This is a genomic window from Sphingopyxis sp. SCN 67-31 (assembly GCF_001725095.1).
In genome coordinates, this window is record NZ_MEFH01000051.1 from 1 (window position 1) to 22,027 (window position 22,027).

The window sequence follows — 22,027 nt, forward strand, 5'->3', positions numbered from 1 at the left end:
TCATATCCGTCCTTAAGCTCGCTCACACGAGCACGCTTATGAGCGCGCGAAACCTCAACCTACAACACGGCCCTCACCGGACGGGTACGGCGATGGTGGCGGCGGTGCCGATGGTCGTCCGCAAGTCGCGGCGGGCTTCGGCAAGCTCGCGCTTGAGTTCCGCAATCGCGGCCTGATCTTCGCGCCGCGCCAGCGCCGCCGCCGCCTCAATCCGCGCCGCCAAATCCTCCGGTGTCATCTGCAAGGCGGGGGCGCTCTCGATGGCAATCAACGCTTTTGCGATCTTGGCGAGGGTGTTGCTGTAGTCGGGTATCTCTATGTCGGCCTTCTCGGCTGCCACATGCTCGATGGCGCGGCGGAGCAGCGCAAGTTCGCCCTTAAGCTCGGTGAAGGCCCGCGTCGCCGGGTCCATCGGTGGCGGCTCATAGGGGAGTTTGCTAGGGATCGGTCGTTCGTCCATGTCGTTCTCCTATCGGCTCATGCCAAGGTCGCGGCCATGATCGAACGGCACGGAGTCCGCCAAATCACGGGCAAGGCTGCGGCCCATATCCACGTCGATGCCCAATTCCTGACGCCGCCCCGAAAGCAGCGATTCCACCTGCGCGTCGCGTTCGAGGCTTTTCGCCATCCCGGCCATCTCCTGACCGACGCGCTTCGCGCCCCGGAAATCGCCGTCGCGGCGCAATTCGTCCTGCGCCTGCCGGAGCTGCTGCCAGCCCTCCACGAAACGGTCGGCGCGGGCGTAGGGATCGGCGCGCAATTCCGCCTCTTGGTTCATCGCCTTCACCGCGACCTGGCCGCGCCCCTCCGCGGCCTCGCGGATCAGTTCCGGTTCACCCCGGAACGCGCTGTTCAAGTCGGTGGAGGCGTTGGGCCGGATCGCGTCCAGTGCTTCGCGCGCGCGGTCGAACGCTTCGCGCTGGTGAGGCATGGCGTCGATGCCCTGCGCGCGAGTTTGCTGGATGGCATCAAAGGCCCGCGCGTAACGCTCGACCGCCCCGCGCACGCTCCCGGCTCGCATCGGCTGCGGGTCATGCTCGCGCTGCTGCTGGCGGGCCGGGTCGCGCTCGGCTTTGGGCAGTGCGCCGCTCAGGTCCAGCCCGTCGAAGATGCCGCGCGGGCGTTCCGGCGTTGCTGCCGGCTCGCGCTGCTGACCGGGGAGCGAGAGGCGCAAGCCGTCGAAGATCCCGCGCGCCCTCTCGGCCACCGGACGGATGATTTCGGCAATACGCTCGCCAAGGCCGATGCCGCGCCGTTCGGCAAACTCCCTGGCCGGATCGGTGCGGGCATAGTCGCTCGCCATGTCCTTAGCCCGCTCGCGCGACAGGACGCCGACAAGGCGGGACTGGTCCTTGAAATCGTCACGGCCATAATGAAGCTGCGCCCCGTCCCTGTGGCGGGTCAGGCCGACATAGGCGGAATGGCGGTCCATGCCGGGGGTGGCGAGGACATGCGCCCGGTCCACGGTCATGCCCTGCGCCTTATGGAAGGTGGCGGCATAGCCATGATCGACATGGGCATAATCCTTGGTGTCGAAAGACACGGAACGCCCGTCATCGGTGCGGACGGTCATGCTCTGCTGGTTCACCTGCTCGACGGTGCCTAGCGTGCCGTTCTTGACCTCAAGACTCCGCTCGTTCTTGAGGAACATGATGCGGTCGCCGCTGGCGAACATGCGGTTGCCGCGCTCGGCCTTCACCAACACGTCATCGCCAAGCTGGCCCGCGTCGCGCATATGGTCGCGCGCCGCCTCGTTGAGTTCGCGCACCTCGTCATTGGTATGGGTAAGGATGATGCGCGATTGATCGGGCGCGGCGATGCGCTCGCGGTCCCATCGCTCCACAAGTTCGCCGCGAGCCTGCTCGCGAGTGTCGGCCGCGTGGACCATGCCCCTGTCGGCATAGGCGGCGATGGCTTTACCGATGCGGCCGGTCGCCAGATGCCGGGTGGCGTCCTGCTGCCAGCCCTCATGCTGGCGGCGGACCTCCGTAATCTCGACGCCGCCGTGGCGCTCATGGATCGCCCGGAACGCCGCGCCCGCCTCGATGGCCTGCAACTGCTGCGGGTCGCCTACCAGCACGACCTTGGCCCCGGCGTCGGCGGCATGGGACAGCACGCGCTCCATCTGGCGCGTGCCGACCATGCCCGCCTCGTCGATCACCAGCACGTCGCGAGATGTGAGCATATCGCGCCCCTGCGACCAGCCATGTTCCATGCTGGCGATGGTGCGCGAGGCGATGCCGGAACCGTTCTCAAGCCCTTCGGCGGCGATGCCGGACAGCGCCGCGCCGCGCACCTCGTAACCGCTGCGTTCCCACGCCTCCCGCGTCACGCCAAGCAGGGCGCTCTTGCCGGTCCCGGCGTAACCGACAACGACGCTAAGCCCCCGCTCGCCGGTCACATGCTCGAACGCCGCGCGCTGCTCGCCCAACAATTCCAACCCACGCCCTTCCGCGCTCGTCAAAGCCGCTTCGCGCGCCTGCTCGTCGGTGTGGTGCCGTTCGCGCTCGGCCATCAGTTCGCTGGCGCGCTGCAACCGCTGTTCCGTCTCGATCATCTCGCGGCTGGTGAACCGATCATCGCCGCGCCCGTCCTTGCCCAAGGCGATCATGTCGGGCGACGTGCGAACGGCGCTCATCGCCCGGTCATATTGTTCCTTTCCGTCGCTGTGCCGGTGAACAAACATCGCAAGGTCGCGAGTGGTGAACGTCGCCTGATGATGGGTGATCGCATCCAGCGCGATACGCGGTTCCGCGATGATGCGTTCGCCGTTGCGCTGTGCAATCTCGCGGTGCTGCTCGATGCGCTCGGACTCAAGGCCGCGCTCGCCCATGCGCGACGCTGCGGGGCCGATCTTGTCTTGCGGCTCAAGGTCGATGCCCTGCGCTTCAAGGGAGCGATGATCTATGCGGGCGTCTATGTCGAGTTCGGCAAGCCGCTGGTTGACGTGATCGGCCCAACGCTCGCGCCACTGTTCGACAAGTTCGGTGCGATTCCAGTCGCGTTCCTTCGCGCCGAACCCATCGGGGCCAACCTCCCGCATGGTGAGCATGACATGGGCATGGGGTTTAGGCTGGCCGTCCGCGCCCATGTCCCAATGCACATTCAAATCCGCGATCATGCCGCGCGCGACAAACTCCGCTTGCACGAAGTCGCGGGCCAGTTCGATGCCTTGCGCCTTGTCCATCTCGCGCGGAATGGCAAACTCGACCTCGCGGGCAAGCTGCGCGTCCTTGCGCTTCTCGCCTGTCTCGACCTCGTTCCAGAGGGTTTCCCGATCCGACAAGCGTTCGGGTGCGCCTTCGGGCAGCATGATTTCGCTATGCTCGACGCCCGACTTGGCGCGGAAATCATGGTCGCGGTCCAGCCGCTCGTCGTGAAGCCGCTCGCCAGCCCGATAGGCGGCGGCTGCAACGGCGCTGCGCCCTTGCCCGCGCCCGATGACCTGAACGGAGAAATGGTAGATCGCCATAGCGACATACCATCTACTGCCTTAAGCGCACGTCGGCACGACGTATAAGCGCGCCCTCCTCGAATAAAATCCGAGCAGGGACCTACGCAAAGCAATACTCTAGAATCACTCCATCTGCAAAGAATGGAGACTGTCATGCGAAAACCACGCGACTATGATTCGGAACTGAAAGCCCTTGCCGACAAGGCCAAGGCTATCAAGGAACGCCGTGTGCGCCAGCTTGGCGAACTCGTCGCGGCAACCGGGGCCGATGCGCTCGACGCCGATCTGTTGGCGGGCGCGCTGCTCGATGCCGTCGCCAGCAAAGACGCCGCGACAAGGGAGGGCTGGCGCAAGGCTGGGGCGGCCTTCTTTCGCGGCAAGCAACGCAAGCCTGCGCCGCGATCTGAACAACAGCCGGAAGGCGCTCTACCGCTCGAAGGCGGCGCGGCATCGCATTGAAGCCGCCAAGGCTAGGACTGACACAAGGGAATGGGTGATGAAGCGGCGGGAGAGAACGCGCCATTTGATCGAACTGGGCGGGCTGGTCGTCAAGGCCGGGCTGGTCGATCTGACCGACGATGATCGGGCGGCGCTCTACGGGGCGTTCCTCACGGTCGCGGGCAAGCTGCAAGGCGAGGAACGCCGCAACGCGCTCGCCCTGTGGAAGCGGCGCGGAAAGCGGGCGTTCGAGGCGGAACAAGAGGCAAGGAACAACTGACCCCGCCTATCGGCTCGGTTGTGGCGTTCGCTCCTTGTTGCGCCTGTCGGCAACATAGCTTTGACCGCTTTCGGTTTTCACAATCTCGAACAAGCCGGTCGCCGCAAAGAGCGCGGGGAAATTCTTGACGCCGTAATTGCGCGGGTCAATTGGGGCTTGCCGCTTGGCCGCGCTTCCCGCCGCCGACATCGCCGCCCATCCATCCTCGCGCACGGCGGCGTCAACCGCGCCTCGCAATATCGTCACAAGCGTCGTGTCCTGCGACAAGGTTTTGCTCGCCGGTTTATCGCTTGCCTTGTCGGCGGGTGCTGCCTTCGCCTTGGTCGCCGGTTTGCCTGCCGTCTTTGGCTTTGCGGCCGGTTCGGAAATGGCAGCGGGTTGCGTCGGTTCATCAAGCGTATCGAGATAGAGAAAGGTCGTGCAGGCATTGACGAAGGGAGCGGGCGTCTTGCGCTCCCCAAAGCCGTAAACCTCAAGGCCATTGGCTTTCAACTGCATCACCAGCGGCGTGAAATCGGCGTCGCTCGATGCAAGACAAAAGGCATCCGGCTTCTGCGTGTAGAGCAATTCCATTGCGTCGATCACCAGCGCAATGTCGGTCGCATTTTTCCCTGTCGAATAGCTGAACTGCTGGATCGGCCGGATTGCAAAATCGTGCAGCTTGTCCTTCCATCCCTTGAGGCCTGCGCTCGCCCAATCTCCATAAGCACGGCGAATGTTGGCTGCGCCATATTTGGAAAGCTCCGCCAATATCGCAGCGATCTTGCTATGCGAAACATTGTCCGCGTCGATCAACAACGCAATCCTGCGATCCGAGCCGTTCCGCGCGCGGTCGTCCATTTCCATTGTTCCGTTTGCCCCCCAACTGTCTCGATACAACCACCATCATTGCGCGGAAGCGATATAAACGCCATCGACAATAGCTAGACGACTGCCGGTTTCTGCAACCGTGCGGGCTTTGCGTCCGTGCAATCGCGCAGCTTCCATTCCCGCCGCGCCCATGCCTCATTTGCTCTGCTGAAAGGCGCGTCCGATCGGTGGCAGTAGTTGATGCCGATCCCCTTCCTCAAGTCGATGGTGCATAGACCTGCATCCCCCGCCAAGAGGCGCACGGCATCAAACGGCCTGAACCAGCCACGCAAGGCGCGTGATCGCTTTCCCGCCAAGGAGTCCGTCGCCATTATTATATCGCCATAGTGGGGCCGCGCGGCGTGATATATCCTGTCCCTTGCCGGGCCGGGCTTTATGTCGAAGTAGTGATATTCGGCGGGTGCGTTCGGGTCGCATATCTCGCCCTTTAGACGAGGCGGCTTGCTTTGCTGCGACGGAGGCTCGTCCAATAGATCGACCGTCAAGGCATCTGGCTCTTTCGGCCGCTCCGGTTGATCTTCCGATTGTTGCGAAATCGAGCAACCGGGAATCGAGAGCGGCACCAACAGCGCGATGTGCGCCAGCGTCGAAAGGAGCAAGGGACCGGCCACCTTCTTCCTGCCGCGCCGGTCGTCCGTCATCGCTACGCCGTCAACTGCCGTCCGCGTGGTCGAGGATGGCCGGTCACGTCCCGCACACGGTCCAGCAGGGCGCGGAGCAGGGCGTGGACCTGCGGGGCTGTCAGTCCGCCGTCATCGGGTTCCGGCTCGCCGAACAGGCGCACTTGGTTCCATCGCCAATAGGGGGTGAGAACAGCAGCGAGCCGCGCCATGTCGGGGCAGTCATGCCCCAATCCCGTCGTATTGGCGTAGGCGAGCGACTTGGCGACACGCAGGCCGATATGACGGGCGCACCAGTCATCGGCAAAGCCCATGTCCAGCAAATGAGAGGACAGGGCGAGTTGAGCGGTTATCCCGGCTCGATGCAGATAGCCGTGCCAATCCGCCCGCTCATGCTCGGCGGGAAAAAATCCCTCCGCGACATGATAGCGGCGGCGGCTCAAGGCCCGCCCTTCCTTCGTTCGGATGATCGCGGCCGGATCGTCGCCATAATCTGCGTGGAGCGACGCCAGCGCCTCGCTCCAGGGCGAGGCGATCACCGGAACCATAACCGGCGCGGCGGTCAACGCGCCCAAGAGCGCACGGCGCGACGTGGTAGGGATGACACGGCTCATTTGCACCTCCGTTCCGCATCCGTGGCGGCGGGACGGAAGCGACGGGGCGGATGCGGCACGGCCCCGACACTCCCGCGCGATTCGCGATGCCGGAGTGCTGACGGGCCAGAGGGACGCAGGGCCATTGCAGCAATATACGCCATCGTTTATCACATAAACGATGGCGTATATTGAAATAAACGGTGGCGTCAACGTGTTTGACTTGGAGATTGCGGGCATGGCCGATAGCGACGGGGTGATGGGACGCCCGCCACTTGGAATGAAGCCGACGACGATCAGGCTATCAGCCGATACGATCCGCCGTATCGAGGCGCTGGTCGGTAATCGACGTCTTGCCCTGTTCATTCGTGAGGCGGTGGAGAACGAATTGCAGCGTCGCGAAAAGCCGGAGCCGCCCAAGGACTAGCGTTGCCAGCGGGCGTTAGATGCCGCGTCACCACCCCAATTCGGCGTGTGATCCCAAGCGCACAAGCTGCAAGGTGTCATCGTCGGGCTTGCGGTAGATTAGCACGAGGTCGGGCTTGACGTGGCAATCCCGATGGTCGCGCCAGTCGCCGGTTAGCGCATGGTCGCGGTGGCGCGGCTCAAGCGGCTCGTCAGTCGCCAGCGCCTCGATAACCGGAATTAGGACAGCATCCAGCGTCTTGGCGTGCTGCCCCCTCTTCTCCCGCTTGTAATCGCGCTTGAATTGTCCGGTGCGCTCAATCGTCCGCATTGAGGTCGGCCATCAGGTCCGCCACCGTGCCGAAACGCTTGCCCTTGCCCTCGCGGGCTTCCTTCATCGCGGCAATCGTCGTTTCGTTCGGCGTCAGCGGCTCGAACGGCAACGCCTTTTCGCGGGCAACGCGGGTGAGCATCAGGCGCACGGCATCCGAGACGGTCAGCCCCATCGCCGCCAGCACGGTCGCGGCTTCCTCCTTCACGGCTCCATCGATTCGGGTCTGGACTAGTGCGTTCGCTGCCATGTCGATTTCCTTTCTGCATGACAATGTAATGCAAAAGGTTGCTGCGCGCAATGCTGGCGACTACCGAAAGCTACTATGTTGGCGCATCTACGACTAAGATGGCTGCGAGCGGCACTGTAGTGCCTCCCCTTCTTGCGCGGCGGGGCAAAGCGATACAGCATGGAAATGTGGCGGACGGACTGGGCGTTTTGAAAGGTCCGCCATGTCGTGCGAATCGGAAACGGGACGAGTTCATCCGTCCCCTTCTCCTCGTCGGAAACCGGGCAATGTCGTGGCTTATTTGTCACGGTCGGCAAAGAAACGTGCAAGAATAGATCGCAACCTCCTATCCTACGCCGTAGTCCGCTGCCGTGCGCCGCAGTATTCCGAAGTGCACCACCGTTCGCCGCAGCTACCCCCATTTATACCGCCGTAAGCATCATCTTCGCCACATAGCGACCATGACGCTCTTGCGGGCAGCGTCAAGGTCGCCAATTCTATTCGCAGGGGAGCTTTGTCAACCGCTACCAACCGAAAGTTACCTCAATGTCCAACCCTGAAAGGATCATCCGCCTCAAGACCGTGCTGACCCGCACCGGGCTTTCCCGTTCCACCCTCTATCGCAAGATCGCGGAAGGCAGCTTCCCCCGGCAAATCTCAATTAGCGTCCACGGCACCGGCTGGCACGAGTCCGCCGTGGATCGCTGGATTGCCAACCCCGCCGCCTACCGCGAGGATCGTGCCGAGTGACGCAAGGCCGGGCTACTGCCCGGCCTTGGCCTTGCGGAACGTGCCCTTGATAACCTTCGCGCCGTCGCGGAGGAAATCGAGATGATCGGACCAATGCTGCATCATGCGGACGCGCTCGTCCCAATACTCGCCGCGTGTATAGGCACGGCGAACGGCATTGTTGTCACAATGGGCAAGCTGGCGCTCGATGGCGTCGGGGTGCCATAGGCCCATTTCGTTCAAGAGCGTCGCCGCCATCGCCCGGAAGCCGTGGCCGGTCATTTCGTCCTGCGCGAAGCCCAAGCGACGCAGCGCCGCGTTGATCGTATTTTCAGACATGGGCCGATCAACTGAACGCAGCGACGGGAACAGATAGCTGCTGTAGTCTGCGTCATGCTCGATTGTTTCGAGGATCGCCAGCGCCTGCCGGGACAGGGGGATGCTGTGGATGCGCCGCATCTTGGTCTTGTGCGGGGGGATCGTCCAAAGCGCCTTGTCGAAATCGAAGTCGGTCCATTCGGCAAAGCGAAGTTCGCCGGGGCGCACAAAGACATAGGGCAAGAGGCGTAGCGCCGCCTTGGTGTTCGGGTGCCCCTCGAACACCTCTATGGCGCGGAGCAGGCCGCCCGCTGCATTGGCGTTCGTGATCGCTGCACGGTGAACAGGCTGGGGTGCAATGAGTGCGCCGCGAAGATCGGCAGCAACGTCACGTTCGGCGCGGGCCGTGGCGATGGCATAGCGGAATATCTGGCTGCAAGTGCTGCGAAGTCGCTTCGCCGTCTCGTAGCGGCCCTTGCTCTCCATCTTGCGGAGCACCACCAATACCTCCTGCGCGGAAATGGAGGCGATGGGGCGTTTGCCGATGGAGTCGTTAATAAAGTCCAGCAGCCAGCGCAGTTTCTTCATGGTGACGGCGGAGCGGCCTTCGCGCTCGACCTTCACAAGCCACTCGTCGGCAACCGCCTTGAAGCTGTTGGACGCCGCGACGGCCGCCGCGATCCTTTCCAGCTTGATCCGCTCGGCCGGATCGTCGCCGCGCGCCAGTATCTTGCGGGCCGCGTCGCGCTGCTCGCGGGCTTCTGCAAGGCCGGTGTCGGGATAGACGCCAAAGGCAAGCGTCTTTTGTTTGCCAAGGTGGCGGTAGTTCATGCGCCAATAGCGCCCGCCATTGGGGGTCACATACAGAAACAGCCCGTCGCCATCGGTGAGTTTATAGGGCTTTGCACGGCCCTTGGCGTTTTTGATCGAAACAGCGGTAAGCGCCATGATGGTATCTCCTTTTGGGGGAGGACCGCGCTGCCATCAAATATACCATCAAGATGGTGGTATCCGGTGGCACTCGGCCGCTCCGTATGGGATACCTATACCACAAAAACCCGCAGAAATCAGCCAGTTATGGCATCTTCTGGAACCCTCTGGGAGAGGATTTTGGTGACCCCTACGGGACTCGAACCCGTGTTTTCGCCGTGAAAGGGCGACGTCCTAGACCGCTAGACGAAGGGGCCGTCAGTCGGTGAAGCGGCGCCTTAGACGCGCGTGTTCCTACGGTCAAGCGCGCCGGTGGCCGGCAGGGCAGAAATATTGCCGGCGCCGGTCAGTCGGCCCAGGCGGCATCCTCGAGGTGCAGTTCGGCGGCGGGGCGGCTGCCCCAGTCGTCGCGTTTCGCGCGGCCTGCGAGCCACAGCTTGCGGCCGCCGCGCGCGTGGAGCAGCGTCTGGCCGAGCAGGCCTTCGGCGCTGCGGAAGGCGATCGCCTTGAAACGCGCACCGTCGTCGCCCGCGACGATCAGGCGCAGGTGATCGGTGCCGACGATCCCCGCCTCGACGATACGCACCGGGCCGGTCGCGACGCGCGGCGCGGGCCAGCCGGCGCCATAGGGCCCCGCGCTGTCGATCGCTTCGCACCACAGCGGGCTGATGCCGCGCGGCGCGAGCACGGCGTCGATCAGCAGCGCCTTGTCGCCGCTCGCCCGCTCGACGTCGGCGGCGAGCCGGTCGCTTAGGAAGGCGCCGAGCGCGTCGATGCGGTCGGCGGCGACGGTCAGTCCCGCCGCCATCGCGTGACCGCCCCCTGCGACGAGCAGCCCCGTCTCCTTCGCGGCGAGCACCGCAGCGCCGAGGTCGACGCCAGCGATCGAGCGGCCCGACCCCTTGCCGATGCCGTCGTCGCCCAGCGCGACGACGATCGCGGGGCGGTGCAGCCGTTCCTTGAGCCGCCCCGCGACGATGCCGATCACGCCGGGGTGCCAGCCCGATGCGGCGACGAGCGCGACGGGGGCGTTGGCACAGGCGATGCTCGCCTCGATCGCCTGGTCGAGCACTGCCGCCTCGATCGCGCGGCGCTCGTCGTTCAGGTGATTCAGTTCCTGCGCGATATCGGCGGCTTCCTGCGGGTCCGAGGTGGTGAGCAGTCGCACGCCGAGGTCGGATTTGCCGACGCGGCCGCCGGCGTTGATGCGCGGGCCGAGCGCGAAGCCCATATCGCTCGCGGTCGGGGGTTTGGTGAGCCGCGCCGCGTCCATCAGCGCCGCGAGACCGATGTTGCCGCGCCGTGCCATTACCTTCAGTCCCTGCGTCACCAGCGCGCGGTTAAAGCCGGTCAGCCGCGCGACGTCGGCGACGGTGCCGAGCGCGACGAGATCGAGCAGGTCGATCAGCGCGGGTTCGGGCCGCGATCCGAAGAAGCCGCGCGCGCGAAGCGTGCGGAGCAGCGCCGCGCCGAGCAGGAAGGCGACCCCGACCGCGGCGAGATTGCCGTGGAGTGCCGCGTCGGGCGCCTCGTCGAGCCGGTTGGGGTTCACGACGGCGAAGGCCTGCGGCAGCGTCGTCGCGCATTGGTGATGGTCGACGACTATCACCTCGACCCCTGCGGCCTTGGCCTCGGCAATCGCGTCGAAGGCCTGCGCGCCGCAATCGACGGTGACGACGAGCCGCGATCCGGCCGCGCCGATCCGGACCAGCGCGGCGCCCGAGGGGCCATAGCCTTCCATCAGCCGGTCGGGGATATAGGCGCCGACGGGGACGTCGAGCGCGCGCAGCAGGCGGACGAGCAGCGCCGCCGAGGTCGCGCCGTCGACATCATAGTCGCCGAAGACGGTGACCGCCTCGCGCGCCTCGACCGCGTCGGCGAGCCGCGCGGCGGCGGCGTCCATGTCGCGGAACAACGACGGATCGGGCATGAAGGCGCGCAATGTCGGCGCCCGCTGGCGCTCGATATCGTCGCGCGGCACCCCGCGCGCGAGCAGGAGCTGGGTGACGAGATCGTCGGGTGCGAGGCTTTCGCCGCCCATCTGTGCGCTGGTCCGCCGCCAGCGCCATGGCTGGCCGAGGATGGACTGCGCGATGCCGAGCGCGGTGTCGGTCATGCCGCGCCTCCCGCCGCGAGGATGCGCGTGCGCAGCGCCTGCGCGACGCCGGCTGGGATAGCGGGGATCGCATGGCTGCCGAGCGCGCTGCCGCCGGGCACCCCGAACACCAGCGTCGCGAGGCCGAGCGGGCGGAGGACGAAGTCGGTCCTGAGGTCGATGCTCTGCACCGAGGCGTGCGGCAGCAGGGTCAGCTTCGGTTTCCACCAGCCGCGGCGGATCGCGACCCGGTCGCCGAGGTCGGCCCACAGGCGGAAGCGCGCGCCGACCAGCGCGACCAGCGCCACAAGGACGGCCGCCGCAATCGTGAGGCTGCCGAGCGGTTCGCCGAGTGCGATCGCCACCGCGCCGCCGAACGCGGCTATCACGGCGCCGAGTAGCCCGCCGAGCGCAACGATATGGTGACTGCGTTCCCAGCGCGTTTCCCCGGGCGGACGATCAATCGCCACGGTCGCGAGCACCGGATCGATCTCGCGCAGCGTACCGAAGGGCACCACCTGGTGGTCGCGCTCCTTCCCGCCGTCGCTTGCCAGGCTCTGGAGCCGCAGCTCGTGCCAGCCAAACCGCTCGCGCAGCCAGCCGGTGACGAGGATCGCGGCCTGCACGCGGCGCACCGGCATCGCGACGTCGGTGCGCGTCGTCAGCCCGCGGGTGCGGCGCAACGCGCGTGTTTCGCGCGTCAGGCGGAAACCCCAGTTGGTGAAAAACATCGTCGCGACCCCGCCGGCAAAGCCGATGAAGAGCAGCGAGATCGCCGCGCCCAGCCCGGCGACCCAGCGATGCGCGACGAGCCAGGCGTCGAGGCCGTAGGCTTCGGCGACATCGATCCAGTCGACCGGGTTGAAGATGTTGAAGTCGAAGGGCAGCAGATTGTCGAAGAACTGCATGGCCGCGCCAAAGACCGCGAGCGCCGCGAGCGAGAAGTTGAACAGCCCGGCGATCAGCAGCCGGCGCGCGCCCATCGCGAAGAGCAGCCGGTCCTCCGCTCCCGGCGCATCGGCCGGGGCAAGCGCGGCAGCCCGTTCGCTGCGGTGCGCGCGGATCGCGCCGCGCAGCGCTTCCGCGGCGTCGAGGCCGACCGCGTCGAGGCTTGCGTCATGGTCCTTTCCGCCGCCCGCTCCGGTCTCGAACTCGACCTTCGCGATGCCGAGCGCGCGGGCGATCAATCCCTGTTCGATGCTGACGTCCTGGATGCGATCGAAGGGGATGGTGCGGTGCTGGCGCGCCAGCACGCCGCTTTCGATGACGACTTCGTCCGCCCCCACCGCGAAGCGGAAGCGCAGCCAGTGAAGCCAGGCCGCGAGTAGCGAGAAAAGCAGGAAGAGCAGGAAGGCCGGCACGATATAGGCCCAGTTGCCGGTGACCCCCAGCGCCGCGATCGCGGGCAGGAAATTGAGCGAGCGCGGCCCGAGCTTCGCGATCGACAGCGCGAGCGTCGCGGGGTGGAGGCGCAGCCAGTGCGGCTCGGCTTCCGCGGCGGGCGGGGCGGCGGCGTCGGTCATGCGAAATCGGTGTGGATATGGCGGCGGATCGTCTCGCGCATCGCGGCGGCAAGGTCGGCGGGCAGGCCGGGCAGCGTCACCGTGCTGTTGTGGGTGCCTGACGTGTGGACGACCAGATGCGCGAGGCCGAACCAGCGCTCGACCGGGCCCTGCCCGACGTCGATATGCTGGACGCGGACGAAGGGGACGATCGTGTCGGTGCGGAACAGCCAGCCGTGCGCGACGCGAAGCTGCCCCTCGCCGACGCGGTAGCCCCAGCGCTGCGCGCGCCGCGACGGCAGGATGGCGACCGCCAGCGCGCCGAGCAGCCAGCCGAGCACGGTCAGCAGGCCATAGGGCCCGTCGATCGCGCGGACGAGGAAGATGTCGGCCAGCATCGCGGCGATCGCCAGCGGCAGCGCGTTGAGCAGCGTCGCGATGCGCAGCACGTGGCGAAAGGCGGGATCGACCGGCGTCAGCCCGTCGACGGCGTTGATCGCCTCGGGCGCGAAGGGGTCGGTGGGGTGGGGGATGGCGGCGTCGCTCATCCCCCTCGATAGGCGCATGCGCCCTTAAGGCACAACCACATTGAAGCGCGGATCGGCGGGCGGATGCAGCGCGAACCACGACAAGAAGGCGGCGCGGTCGCCGTCGATGCGGATCGCACCCGACTGGAGCAGCGCCGGGAATTGCGCCTGCCCCAGCATTACGTCGTCGAGCGTCTTGCGGTCGATGGTGATCGTCGCGGTCGGCGCGGGGTCGGTGACGCCGTGGCGCGGGAATTCGACCCCGCCGCCGACGACCACCGCGACGGCTTCCCGGCTGTCGGGCAGCACGAACTGGAAGGTGCCGGCGAGCGCAGCGCCCTTTGCCGCGTCAAAGCGCGTCGCGAGCGCGTCGAAGAAGACCGCGGTGGGAATCGCGCTGACGAAGCTGCGGCTCTGGCCGTTGCCGGTGAGCGTGTCGAGCTCGGTCCCACGCAGCGTCGCGGCGGCGGCGAGATAATAGTTGCGCCACGCCCCCGATTCGGCCTGATAGCCGAGCTGGTCGTAGGCCGAGGCCAGCGCCGCGCGCGCGTCCTGGCTGTCGGGCTGCGCGAAGACGAGCTTGTCGAGCAGTTCGGCCGCCCAGCGATAGTCGCCCGCCGCGATCGCCGCCTTCCCGGCGGCGAGCAGCTTGTCGGGCCCGCCGGCGAGCGCGACATATTTGGGTGCCGATTGCTCCGGCGGCAGCGGGTTGAAATGCGCCGGATTACCGTCCCACCAGCCGAAATAGCGCTGATAGGTCGCCTTCATATTATGGTTGAGCGTGCCGTAATAATCGCGGGTCGAGAAATCGCGGCCCTGCACCGGCGCCTCGGCCGTCTGGTCGGCGAGTTCGTGGAGCGTCGCGCCGCGGTTGGCGAGGAACAGCGTGCGGTCGTGGACATAGCGATAGGCGTCGCGCTGGTCGGCCAGCCACTTCGCCACCGCGCCCTGCCCCCAAGTGGGCCAGTGGTGCGAGGCGAGCGCGACCTCGGCCGTGCCGCCCCATTTGAGCAGCATCGCGTCGATCACCTTCGACCAGTGCAGCGCGTCGCGCACCTGCGCGCCGCGCAGCGTCAGGATATTGTGGAGGTTGTGCGTGACGACCTCGGTCGTGTGCAGTGCCTTGTAGGCGGGGATGTAGAAGACGAATTCGGCGGGCGCCTCGGTGCCGGCGGCGTCGAGGAAATCGAATACCAGCCCGTCGATCGTCAGCGTCGCGCCCGCGGCGGGCACCGTCTCGGTCGGCTCCATATAGCCGATGGTGCCCGACGACAGCTTCGGCCCCAGCCCGGTGTCGACCTGTCCCGTCGGGCCGGGCGGCAGGATCGCGCCGAACATGTAGAGCGCGCGGCGGCCCATCGCATTGCCAGCGAGGACGTTCTCCGCGGTCGCTTCCTCCGAAAAGCCGTGCGGGGCGATGATGCGGATCTTCTCCCGGCGCACCTGTTCGGGGGTGACGACGCCGCCGACGCCGCCGAAATGGTCGCTGTGGCTGTGGGTGAAGATGACCGCACGGATCGGCCGCTTGCCCGCCTTCGCCTCGACGGTGTCGGCGAACAGCTTCCAGCCCGCCGCCGCCGCCTCTTCGGTCAGCAGCGGATCGACGACGATCCAGCCCGATTCGCCGCGGATGATTGTCATCACCGAGATATCGTAGCCGCGCACCTGCCAGATCTTGCCGGGCACCACCTCGAACAGGCCGTGCACCGCGTTGAGCCGCGCCTGCCGCCACAGCGAGGGATTGACCGTATCGGGCGCCTGGTCGGCGGCGAGGAAGGCGTAGGGGCGGCGGTCCCAGACGATCCGGCCGTCCTTGCCGAGGATCACGCCGTCCGCGATCTCGGCGATCTTGCCGCGGGTCGCGTTCGCCATGTCGGCGGGATCGTCCAGCGGCAGGCGCGCGGCGAGTTCGGCCTGCGCCGCGCGGGTCGCCTCGCTCGCCGCGTCCTGCGCCACCGCACCGCTCGCCCACAGCAGCATTGGTATCAGGCCGATCGCACGCTTCATCGCATCCCCCCTCGCTTTTCGTCCAGCTTGCGCCTCGCCCGGGGAATTGGCAAGCCGATGCCCCCGCACGCCGCACCCCGCGTAGAGGATTCGCCGATGTCGAAATGCAAACTTCTTGTCATTTGGCACAGCCGTACCGGCGGCAGCCGCGCGCTGGCCGAAGCGGCGGCAGAAGGCGGCGGCGCGGCGGCGCGGCTGGTCCCCGCCGGGCGGGCGGCGCCGGCCGACCTGCTGGCGGCGCAGGGCTATCTGTTCGTCGGCCCCGAAAATCTCGCGGCGCTGTCGGGGACGATGAAGGAGATGTTCGACCGCTGCTATTACCCGTGCCTCGGCCGGCTGGAGGGGCGGCCCTATGCGACGATCATCTGCGCCGGATCGGACGGCGAGAATGCGCAGCGCCAGCTCGACCGCATCGCCACCGGCTGGCGGCTGCGGCGCGTCGCCGATCCGCTGATCGTGAACACCGACGCCCAGACGCCCGAGGCGATCCTCGCGCCCAAGACGATCCCCGAAGACCGGCTGGCCGAAGCGCGCGATCTGGGCGCCGCACTGGCCGAGGGGCTGGCGGCGGGGATTTTCTGAAAAAGCAACGCTCCCTTCCCGCAAGCGGGAGGGGAGAATGAGTCGCTCACCCCTCGCGGTGTTCGCCCTTGACCCAGCGCACGGTGCCCGACGAGGCGCGCATCACGATGCTTTCGGTGGTCAGGATGCCGCCGCGGCGATGCTTGACGCCGCGCAGCAGCGATCCGTCGGTGACGCCGGTCGCGGCGAAGATCACGTCGCCCTTCGCCAGATCCTGAAGGTCGTAGACGCGGTCGAGATTCTCGATCCCCCATTTGCGCGCGCGCTGCCGCTCGTCGTCGTTGCGGAACAGCAGCCGGCCCTTGAACTGGCCGCCGACGCAGCGCAGCGCCGCGGCCGCCAGCACGCCCTCGGGCGCGCCGCCCGACCCCATGTAGATGTCGATGTTGGTTTCGGGGTTGGTCGTCGCGATCACGCCGGCGACGTCGCCGTCGGGGATCAGCGCGACGCCGCAGCCGATCGCGCGCAGCTCGGCGATCAGCGCCTCGTGGCGCGGCCGGTCGAGCACGCAAACGATGATGTCGGCGGGCGCCACGCCCTTTTCGCGCGCGATCGCCTCGACATTCTCGCGCACGCTGTTGTCGAAGTTGACGATGTCGGGCGAATAGCCGGGGCCGACCGCCAGCTTGTCCATATAGACGTCGGGCGCGTTGAGCAGGCAGCCTTCCTCGGCGATCGCGAGCACCGCGAGCGCGTTCGGCCCGGCCTTTGCCGTGATCGTCGTGCCTTCGAGCGGGTCGAGCGCGATGTCGATCTTCGGCCCCTTGCCGGGGGCGGCGCCGACCTTCTCGCCGATATAGAGCATCGGCGCCTCGTCGCGCTCGCCCTCGCCGATGACGACGGTGCCGTCCATATAGAGCGTGTTGAAGGCCGCGCGCATCGCCTCGACCGCGGCGGCGTCGGCGGCCTTTTCGTCGCCGCGCCCGATCAGCTTCGCGGCAGCGATCGCCGCGGCTTCGGTGACGCGCACCATTTCGAGCACGAGCACCCGGTCGAGGTTGCTGCTGCTGTTCGTCATTGTCCTGACTCTCCGTCTGTATCCGTGTCGCGCCGCGCGGGCCTGCTGCGCGCCATATGGTCGCCCGCGCCGCTTGTCGAGAAGGCTTCGCCCGATTCGAAGCCGCCTTGACGGCTTTCCCTGCCAGCTGGGTGATGGGCCTTCCGGTGCCGGCGCATGTGGTCGGCACCGCGCCATATGGGTTTCACGCGAAGACGCGAAGGAGAAGAGTTGGGCCGTAAGGCCCCCTTTTCTTTCAGCGGCGCGTCTTGCCGCATGGCTGGACAAAAAGCCGCTTCGCGGCAAGAGCGACTTCTTCGCGCCTTCGCGTGAGATTTTCCTGCACGCCTCCGGCGTGTCAGAGCGCCAGGATCGGCATGTGCATCGGCGTCCCGACGACGTGGTCCGACGCCGACAGCGTCGCCAGCGCCGCGTGGATCGCGCTGGCCGGGCCGGCGTGGGTGACGAGCGCGATCACGACGCCGCCGTCCGCGTCGTCGCCGCGCTGGATGAAGCTTTCGATCGACACACCCGCGTCGCGCATCGCCGTCGCGATCTCGGCGAGGACGCCGATGCGGTCCTCGACGACCAGGCGGACATAATGCTTGCCGACGCGCGCGCCCGCGTCGGCGGTGGCGGCCCGATCGAGCGCGTCGACCGGCATCGCGAAAGCCGGCCCATATTCGTCGCGCGCGATGTCGATGATATCGGCGACGATCGCCGATGCCGTCGGCCCCGCGCCCGCGCCCGCGCCCTCGAAGAACAGCCGCCCGACGAAATTGCCCTCCGCGACCACGGCGTTGAGCGCGCCGGGGACATAGGCGAGCGGGTGGTCGGCGGGCACGAGGCACGGCTGGACATGCTGATAGAGGCCGGTCTCGTCGCGCTCGGCCATGCCGATCAGCCGCACGCGATGGCCGAGCGCTTCGGCCTCGCGGATATCGGCGGCGATCAGGCCGCGGATGCCGGTCGCGGTGACCGCGCCGATATCGAGCTTCGTCCCGAAGCAGAGCGCGGCGAGGATCGACAGCTTGTGCGCGGCGTCGATGCCGTCGACGTCGAAGGTCGGGTCGGCCTCGGCATAGCCTTCGGCCTGCGCGGCGGCGAGCGCGTCGGCGAAGCTCGCGCGCTCGCGCTCCATCAGCGTCAGGATATAATTGCAGGTGCCGTTGAGGATGCCGTAGACGCGCGCGATCTGGTTCGCCGACGCGCCTTCGCGCAGCGCCTTGATCACCGGGATGCCGCCCGCGACCGCGGCTTCATATTTGAGCGGCGTGTCGCGCGCCTCGGCCAGCCGCGCGAGATCCAGCCCGTGATGCGCGATCATCGCCTTGTTCGCGGTGACGAGCGCCTTGCCCGCGCCGAGCGCGGCGCGCGCGAGGGTCAGCGCCGGGCCGTCGGCGCCGCCGACCATCTCGACGACGACATCGACATCGTCGGCAGTGACCAGCGCGCCCATGTCGTCTTCCCAGCGATAGGCCGACAGGTCGACGCCGCGGTCCTTGTGGCGGTCGCGCGCCGACAGCGCGACGATCTCGATCGCCCGCCCGGCGCGGCGCGCGATCAGCTCGCGGTTTGCCTCGAGCAGCCGGACGACGCCGCCGCCGACCACGCCGATGCCCGCCAGCGCCACGCGCAGCGGGGGGCGGGACGCGGTGGGAGAGGGAAGGGGGGACATGCGGCTACTCCGTCGATGGCGCGGGCCATCGCCCGCCGTTGCCAGCGCCCCCTATCGGCTTTTCCGGCGGAAACAAGGGAACAAGCGCGATAGAATTTCTGTTCGCGCCGTCGCGGCGGCTACGGGGCGTCAGCCGCCGACGGGTGCGCGGGTCCGCGTGCATTCGCCGAGCGCGCCGAGGATCATCGCATAGTCGGCGGCGGCCTTCTTGCGGTCCTCGGGCGCGGTGCCCGCCAGCTTGTCGAGCGGCAGCGCCTTGGGCAGGCCGCAGGCGAGGCGGTACCAGGCGAGCGTGTCGCGGCGCGGCACCGCCGCCGACCCGTCGACGATCTCCCCGAAGGCGGCCGCCCAGCGGCGCGATCCATCGGCGGCGGTGATGACGGTCAGCGAAACCGGATCGCCCGTCGCGGTGTTGAGGAACAATTGCGTCTCGCCCTCGCCAGGTAGCGTGCCGGGGACGTGGAAGCCGTTGGCGATGCCGGTGATCGCGGGCGGGGCGCCGGGTTTGACGAGCTCGGTCAGGATCGCGCGCAGCCGCGCCTCGGTCGCGGGGTCCCACGCGAGCTGCGCGTCGGGCGCGACGAGGCGGACGCTGCCGGTGTCGGTCGTCGTGCCGCTTGCGACCGGGCGCGCGAAGATCAGGACGGGCTGCTTGCTCTTCAGCTTCGGCGCCTTGCCGTTTGCCGCGAGCGGCAGGTCGACGAGGTAGGAGATGCGCGCGGCGAGCGGTCCGGAGCCGCGAATCAGGCTGACCACATCGGCTTCGATGAAGAATCGCACATGGCCCGCGGCGAGCCCCGGGGCCTGTTCGGGCTTCAGCGCCGCGGCCTTCCGGATGCGCGCGTGGATCGCCATCGGCGCCGCGACGGCAAGGTCGGCGAGGTCCGCATAGCTGTAGGGACTGGCGGCGGCGGCGACCGCGGGTGCCGGTTGCTCCATGGCAAAAACGCTAGGGATTCCGGAGCTTATCAAAGCGAGGAGAGCGGCGATGGCGGGCGGAGTCATGCGCATGGATCGATCCGTTTCTGTTTGTCGGGGCGCTCGAAAGGCGCGCGGAAACCCTGCATTGGGCTATGGCACATTAACCGCTGATAAAGGGTTTGCGAACTTGCCGCCACCACGATAGGACGGGCGACGAAGCGTCCGGCAAGAACAGAACATGCCGGCTGCTAACCGTCGGGTCTCGCGGAATGGATCGGAAATTATCCGGGCATGTTGGCAACCCAACCCGTCGGGAAGGATTTTTGGTGTCAGGATGATCTAGCAAGGAGCGTCGTCCCTGAATGGCTTATGGTGATAATGTCGACCCTAAAAACAGGGTAGTGGCGATTGTCTTGGTTGGTCTGTTTACGGCAGTTCTGGGTTATGGCCTGGTCAACGGCCTGAATATCAGCATCGTCAAGAAACTCGCCGAGAAACTGGACGTCGTGGACGTCAACGAACCGCCGCCGCCGGAAGAACCGCCGCCGCCGCCGCCGCCGGACAACAAGCTTCCGCCGCCGCCGCCGGTGGTGACGCCTCCGTCGCCGATTCCGCCGCCGGTGACGTCGAACGTGATCCAGTCGGTGCCGAAGGCTCCGCCGGCTCCGCCGCCGCCGATCTATGTTCCGCCTGCGGCTCCGCCGGCTCCGCCGGCCCCCGATCTCAGTCAGGAAGGGACGCCGAAGGGCAACCCCGGGCGTTGGGCGACCAACGACGACTATCCGGCGCGCGCAATGCGTGAAGGCCGCGAAGGCACCACGGGTTTCCGCGTCAGTTACGGTGCCGATGGTCGCGTGACCTCGTGCGACGTGACCTCGTCGAGCGGCCATTCCGACCTCGATGCCGAGACCTGCAAGCTCATCACGCGCCGCGCCCGCTTCAACCCGGGCAAGGACCGCGAGGGCAATCCGAAGGGCGGCTCCTACAGCAACCGTATCCGGTGGCAGATTCCGCAGTAATCCTGCGCGTGTCGGCCACAGGCAACATCAGCTTTCATGAATATCACGATTTTTGAGAGGGAATAACCAATGCTTAATCTGATCGCAAATGCCGCTGCGGCGGGTGGCCATGCCCCGACGGGGATGACCCTGATGCCGGCATCGATGTGCACCGTCGGCGAGGGCGAGAGCCCCTACGGCCTCATCCCGGCGCTGTGCGAAGGCGGCATCGTGTCGCAGCTCACCTTCCTCGTGCTGCTGATCATGTTCGTCGGATCGCTCTACATCCTGTTCACCAAGCTGTTCGAGCAGAACAAGGTGATGAGCCAGGGCAAGACGGTCACCGCCAATTTCTGGCGCGCCCCGACGCTCGCCGAGGGCGCCGCGAAGCTCGAGAAGAACAGTGCCTACCGCCAGGTGGTCGAGGACGGCCTGCGTGCGCATGAAGAGCATGGCAAGCTGACCAACCCGATCGAGGCGCACGACTGGATGCACGGCACGCTCGAGCGGTCGCAGGGCCACATCAACTCGAAGCTCAACGGCGGCCTGTCCTTCCTCGCCACCGTGGGTTCGACCGCGCCGTTCGTCGGCCTGTTCGGTACGGTTATCGGTATTCTCCGCGCGCTGGTGAAGATCGGTGCGTCGGGCCAGGCCTCGATCGACACCGTCGCCGGCCCGGTCGGCGAAGCGCTGATCATGACCGCGATCGGTCTGATCGTGGCGGTTCCCGCGGTGCTCGCGTTCAACTGGCTGCAGAGCCGCAACAAGGCGATCTCGCGCAGCCTGTCGACCTTCTCGAACGACGTTCTCGGCTCGATCATGTCGGGCGGCCAGGTGCGCCCCGTCGCGCCCGCCCCGGCCGGCAAGCCGGCTGCTCCGGCTGCGGCGCCGAAGAAGGCCTGAGGATTCGGCGAACCGACGTCCGGCGCTCCTGCCGTCAGGGCAGGTCGGCGGGCGCCGGGTCGTCCCACGAAATCAATTTGTGACAGGATGCTGATCCTATGGCGATGAGTGTAGGTGAAATTAGCGATGAGGCCCCGATGTCGGAAATCAACGTGATTCCGCTCGTGGACATCATGCTGGTGCTGCTCATCATCTTCCTCATCACGGTTCCCGTGGTGTTGGAGACGGTGAACCTCAAACTGCCCGACGTGCCTTTCGAACCCACGACGACCAAGCCCGAGAACGTCAATATCTCGGTCCGCTCGGCGGACACCGACGGCGATGGCCAGCCCAACGCCGACAGCGCGTCGTGCGAAGTCTATTGGGGCCGGACCCCGGTCGATTCGCGGCAGCTGCTCGAACGCGGGCAGAAGAAGCTCGAGGATCTGATCGAGAAGATCGGCGGCGTGCAGAACATTACCGAAGAGAATTTCCCCGAAGTGCATATCCGCGGCGACGTCAACACGCCGTACCAGTGCATCGGCGGGGTGATCTACACGATGCAATATGCCGGTTTCCAGAAGATCGGGTTCATTTCCGAGCCTGCGCCTGGTTCGGCCACGCTGGGCCGCCTCTAAAGG

The 22,027-nt window shown here is 66.8% G+C and carries 23 protein-coding genes and 1 tRNA gene; 8 read left to right on the top strand and 16 right to left on the bottom strand.

The features are described from left to right. Positions 1-73 precede the first annotated feature (73 nt). Positions 74-460 (bottom strand): hypothetical protein, encoded by a 387-nt coding sequence (locus tag ABS88_RS06705; RefSeq protein WP_286749458.1) that lies wholly within the window; start codon positions 458-460, stop codon positions 74-76. A gap of 9 nt (positions 461-469) precedes the next feature. Next, positions 470-3,472, bottom strand: coding sequence for a Ti-type conjugative transfer relaxase TraA (traA, locus tag ABS88_RS06710; protein WP_286749459.1), 3,003 nt, complete (start codon positions 3,470-3,472; stop codon positions 470-472). A 135-nt stretch (positions 3,473-3,607) separates the two neighbouring features. Here traA and traD point away from each other — a divergent pair, with 135 nt between their 5' ends. Both traD and ABS88_RS06720 read left to right on the top strand, forming a co-directional pair. Further along, positions 3,608-3,913, top strand: a complete 306-nt coding sequence (traD, locus tag ABS88_RS06715) for a conjugal transfer protein TraD (RefSeq protein WP_286749460.1) — start codon at positions 3,608-3,610, stop codon at positions 3,911-3,913. Between the two features lie 37 nt (positions 3,914-3,950). Next, positions 3,951-4,172 (top strand): conjugal transfer protein TraD, encoded by a 222-nt coding sequence (locus ABS88_RS06720; RefSeq protein WP_286749461.1) that lies wholly within the window; start codon positions 3,951-3,953, stop codon positions 4,170-4,172. 6 nt (positions 4,173-4,178) lie between these two features. Here ABS88_RS06720 and ABS88_RS06725 read toward each other — a convergent pair whose 3' ends face one another. The 3 genes from ABS88_RS06725 to ABS88_RS06735 all read right to left on the bottom strand — a co-directional run bounded on the left by ABS88_RS06725 (position 4,179) and on the right by ABS88_RS06735 (position 6,276). Beyond that, the gene (locus ABS88_RS06725; RefSeq protein ID WP_286749462.1) at positions 4,179-5,012 is read right to left on the bottom strand and encodes an NYN domain-containing protein; all 834 of its coding nucleotides are present in this window, start codon (positions 5,010-5,012) and stop codon (positions 4,179-4,181) included. Positions 5,013-5,095: 83 nt separating this feature from the next. After that, on the bottom strand, positions 5,096-5,683 hold the full coding sequence (locus ABS88_RS06730) for a hypothetical protein (RefSeq protein WP_286749463.1): 588 nt from the start codon (positions 5,681-5,683) through the stop codon (positions 5,096-5,098). A gap of 2 nt (positions 5,684-5,685) precedes the next feature. Continuing rightward, entirely contained in the window at positions 5,686-6,276 is a 591-nt protein-coding gene (locus tag ABS88_RS06735; protein ID WP_286749464.1) for a hypothetical protein, read from the bottom strand. Between the two features lie 160 nt (positions 6,277-6,436). Here ABS88_RS06735 and ABS88_RS06740 point away from each other — a divergent pair, with 160 nt between their 5' ends. Next, positions 6,437-6,682 (top strand): YlcI/YnfO family protein, encoded by a 246-nt coding sequence (locus tag ABS88_RS06740; RefSeq protein ID WP_286749465.1) that lies wholly within the window; start codon positions 6,437-6,439, stop codon positions 6,680-6,682. 27 nt (positions 6,683-6,709) lie between these two features. Here the strand turns inward: ABS88_RS06740 and ABS88_RS06745 are convergent, their stop codons facing one another. Beyond that, the gene (locus ABS88_RS06745; RefSeq protein ID WP_286749466.1) at positions 6,710-6,991 is read right to left on the bottom strand and encodes a type II toxin-antitoxin system YafQ family toxin; all 282 of its coding nucleotides are present in this window, start codon (positions 6,989-6,991) and stop codon (positions 6,710-6,712) included. Then, positions 6,978-7,241 (bottom strand): type II toxin-antitoxin system RelB/DinJ family antitoxin, encoded by a 264-nt coding sequence (locus ABS88_RS06750; RefSeq protein ID WP_286749467.1) that lies wholly within the window; start codon positions 7,239-7,241, stop codon positions 6,978-6,980. Before ABS88_RS06750 ends, ABS88_RS06745 begins: the two co-directional genes overlap by 14 nt. Positions 7,242-7,766: 525 nt before the next feature. On the opposite strand from ABS88_RS06750, the gene ABS88_RS06755 reads away from it, so the two are divergent. Continuing rightward, on the top strand, positions 7,767-7,970 hold the full coding sequence (locus ABS88_RS06755) for a helix-turn-helix transcriptional regulator (protein WP_105998980.1): 204 nt from the start codon (positions 7,767-7,769) through the stop codon (positions 7,968-7,970). 12 nt (positions 7,971-7,982) lie between these two features. Here the strand turns inward: ABS88_RS06755 and ABS88_RS06760 are convergent, their stop codons facing one another. The 6 genes from ABS88_RS06760 to ABS88_RS06785 form a co-directional block, all read right to left on the bottom strand. Beyond that, complete coding sequence (locus ABS88_RS06760) at positions 7,983-9,215, bottom strand: tyrosine-type recombinase/integrase (RefSeq protein ID WP_286749469.1); 1,233 nt, start codon at positions 9,213-9,215, stop codon at positions 7,983-7,985. Between the two features lie 163 nt (positions 9,216-9,378). Beyond that, positions 9,379-9,454: transfer RNA gene (locus ABS88_RS06765), tRNA-Glu, on the bottom strand. An 89-nt stretch (positions 9,455-9,543) separates the two neighbouring features. Continuing rightward, positions 9,544-11,313 (bottom strand): single-stranded-DNA-specific exonuclease RecJ, encoded by a 1,770-nt coding sequence (gene recJ, locus ABS88_RS06770; protein ID WP_067186406.1) that lies wholly within the window; start codon positions 11,311-11,313, stop codon positions 9,544-9,546. Beyond that, positions 11,310-12,815, bottom strand: a complete 1,506-nt coding sequence (locus ABS88_RS06775; protein WP_076077337.1) for a PH domain-containing protein — start codon at positions 12,813-12,815, stop codon at positions 11,310-11,312. Before ABS88_RS06775 ends, recJ begins: the two co-directional genes overlap by 4 nt. Then, positions 12,812-13,342, bottom strand: coding sequence for a PH domain-containing protein (locus tag ABS88_RS06780; protein WP_067105972.1), 531 nt, complete (start codon positions 13,340-13,342; stop codon positions 12,812-12,814). Before ABS88_RS06780 ends, ABS88_RS06775 begins: the two co-directional genes overlap by 4 nt. 24 nt (positions 13,343-13,366) lie before the next feature. Continuing rightward, a complete protein-coding gene (locus ABS88_RS06785; protein WP_067186404.1) occupies positions 13,367-15,328 on the bottom strand; it encodes an alkyl/aryl-sulfatase in 1,962 nt (653 codons plus the stop codon). A gap of 96 nt (positions 15,329-15,424) precedes the next feature. On the opposite strand from ABS88_RS06785, the gene ABS88_RS06790 reads away from it, so the two are divergent. Continuing rightward, complete coding sequence (locus tag ABS88_RS06790) at positions 15,425-15,910, top strand: flavodoxin family protein (RefSeq protein ID WP_067186402.1); 486 nt, start codon at positions 15,425-15,427, stop codon at positions 15,908-15,910. Between the two features lie 46 nt (positions 15,911-15,956). Here ABS88_RS06790 and glpX read toward each other — a convergent pair whose 3' ends face one another. From glpX to ABS88_RS06805, 3 genes are all read right to left on the bottom strand, one after another. Then, on the bottom strand, positions 15,957-16,928 hold the full coding sequence (gene glpX, locus ABS88_RS06795) for a class II fructose-bisphosphatase (protein ID WP_067186401.1): 972 nt from the start codon (positions 16,926-16,928) through the stop codon (positions 15,957-15,959). Between the two features lie 337 nt (positions 16,929-17,265). Continuing rightward, positions 17,266-18,585, bottom strand: coding sequence for a homoserine dehydrogenase (locus ABS88_RS06800; protein ID WP_286749474.1), 1,320 nt, complete (start codon positions 18,583-18,585; stop codon positions 17,266-17,268). A 129-nt stretch (positions 18,586-18,714) separates the two neighbouring features. Further along, positions 18,715-19,524, bottom strand: coding sequence for a hypothetical protein (locus tag ABS88_RS06805; protein ID WP_067186398.1), 810 nt, complete (start codon positions 19,522-19,524; stop codon positions 18,715-18,717). A 344-nt stretch (positions 19,525-19,868) separates the two neighbouring features. Here ABS88_RS06805 and ABS88_RS06810 point away from each other — a divergent pair, with 344 nt between their 5' ends. The 3 genes from ABS88_RS06810 to ABS88_RS06820 all read left to right on the top strand — a co-directional run bounded on the left by ABS88_RS06810 (position 19,869) and on the right by ABS88_RS06820 (position 22,024). Further along, positions 19,869-20,525, top strand: a complete 657-nt coding sequence (locus ABS88_RS06810) for an energy transducer TonB (protein ID WP_067105960.1) — start codon at positions 19,869-19,871, stop codon at positions 20,523-20,525. Between the two features lie 123 nt (positions 20,526-20,648). Continuing rightward, complete coding sequence (locus tag ABS88_RS06815; RefSeq protein WP_067106044.1) at positions 20,649-21,407, top strand: MotA/TolQ/ExbB proton channel family protein; 759 nt, start codon at positions 20,649-20,651, stop codon at positions 21,405-21,407. A 98-nt stretch (positions 21,408-21,505) separates the two neighbouring features. After that, positions 21,506-22,024 carry an ExbD/TolR family protein gene (locus ABS88_RS06820; protein ID WP_067105958.1) on the top strand — a complete coding sequence of 173 codons (519 nt, stop codon included), beginning with the start codon at positions 21,506-21,508 and terminating at the stop codon, positions 22,022-22,024. Positions 22,025-22,027: the final 3 nt, after the last annotated feature.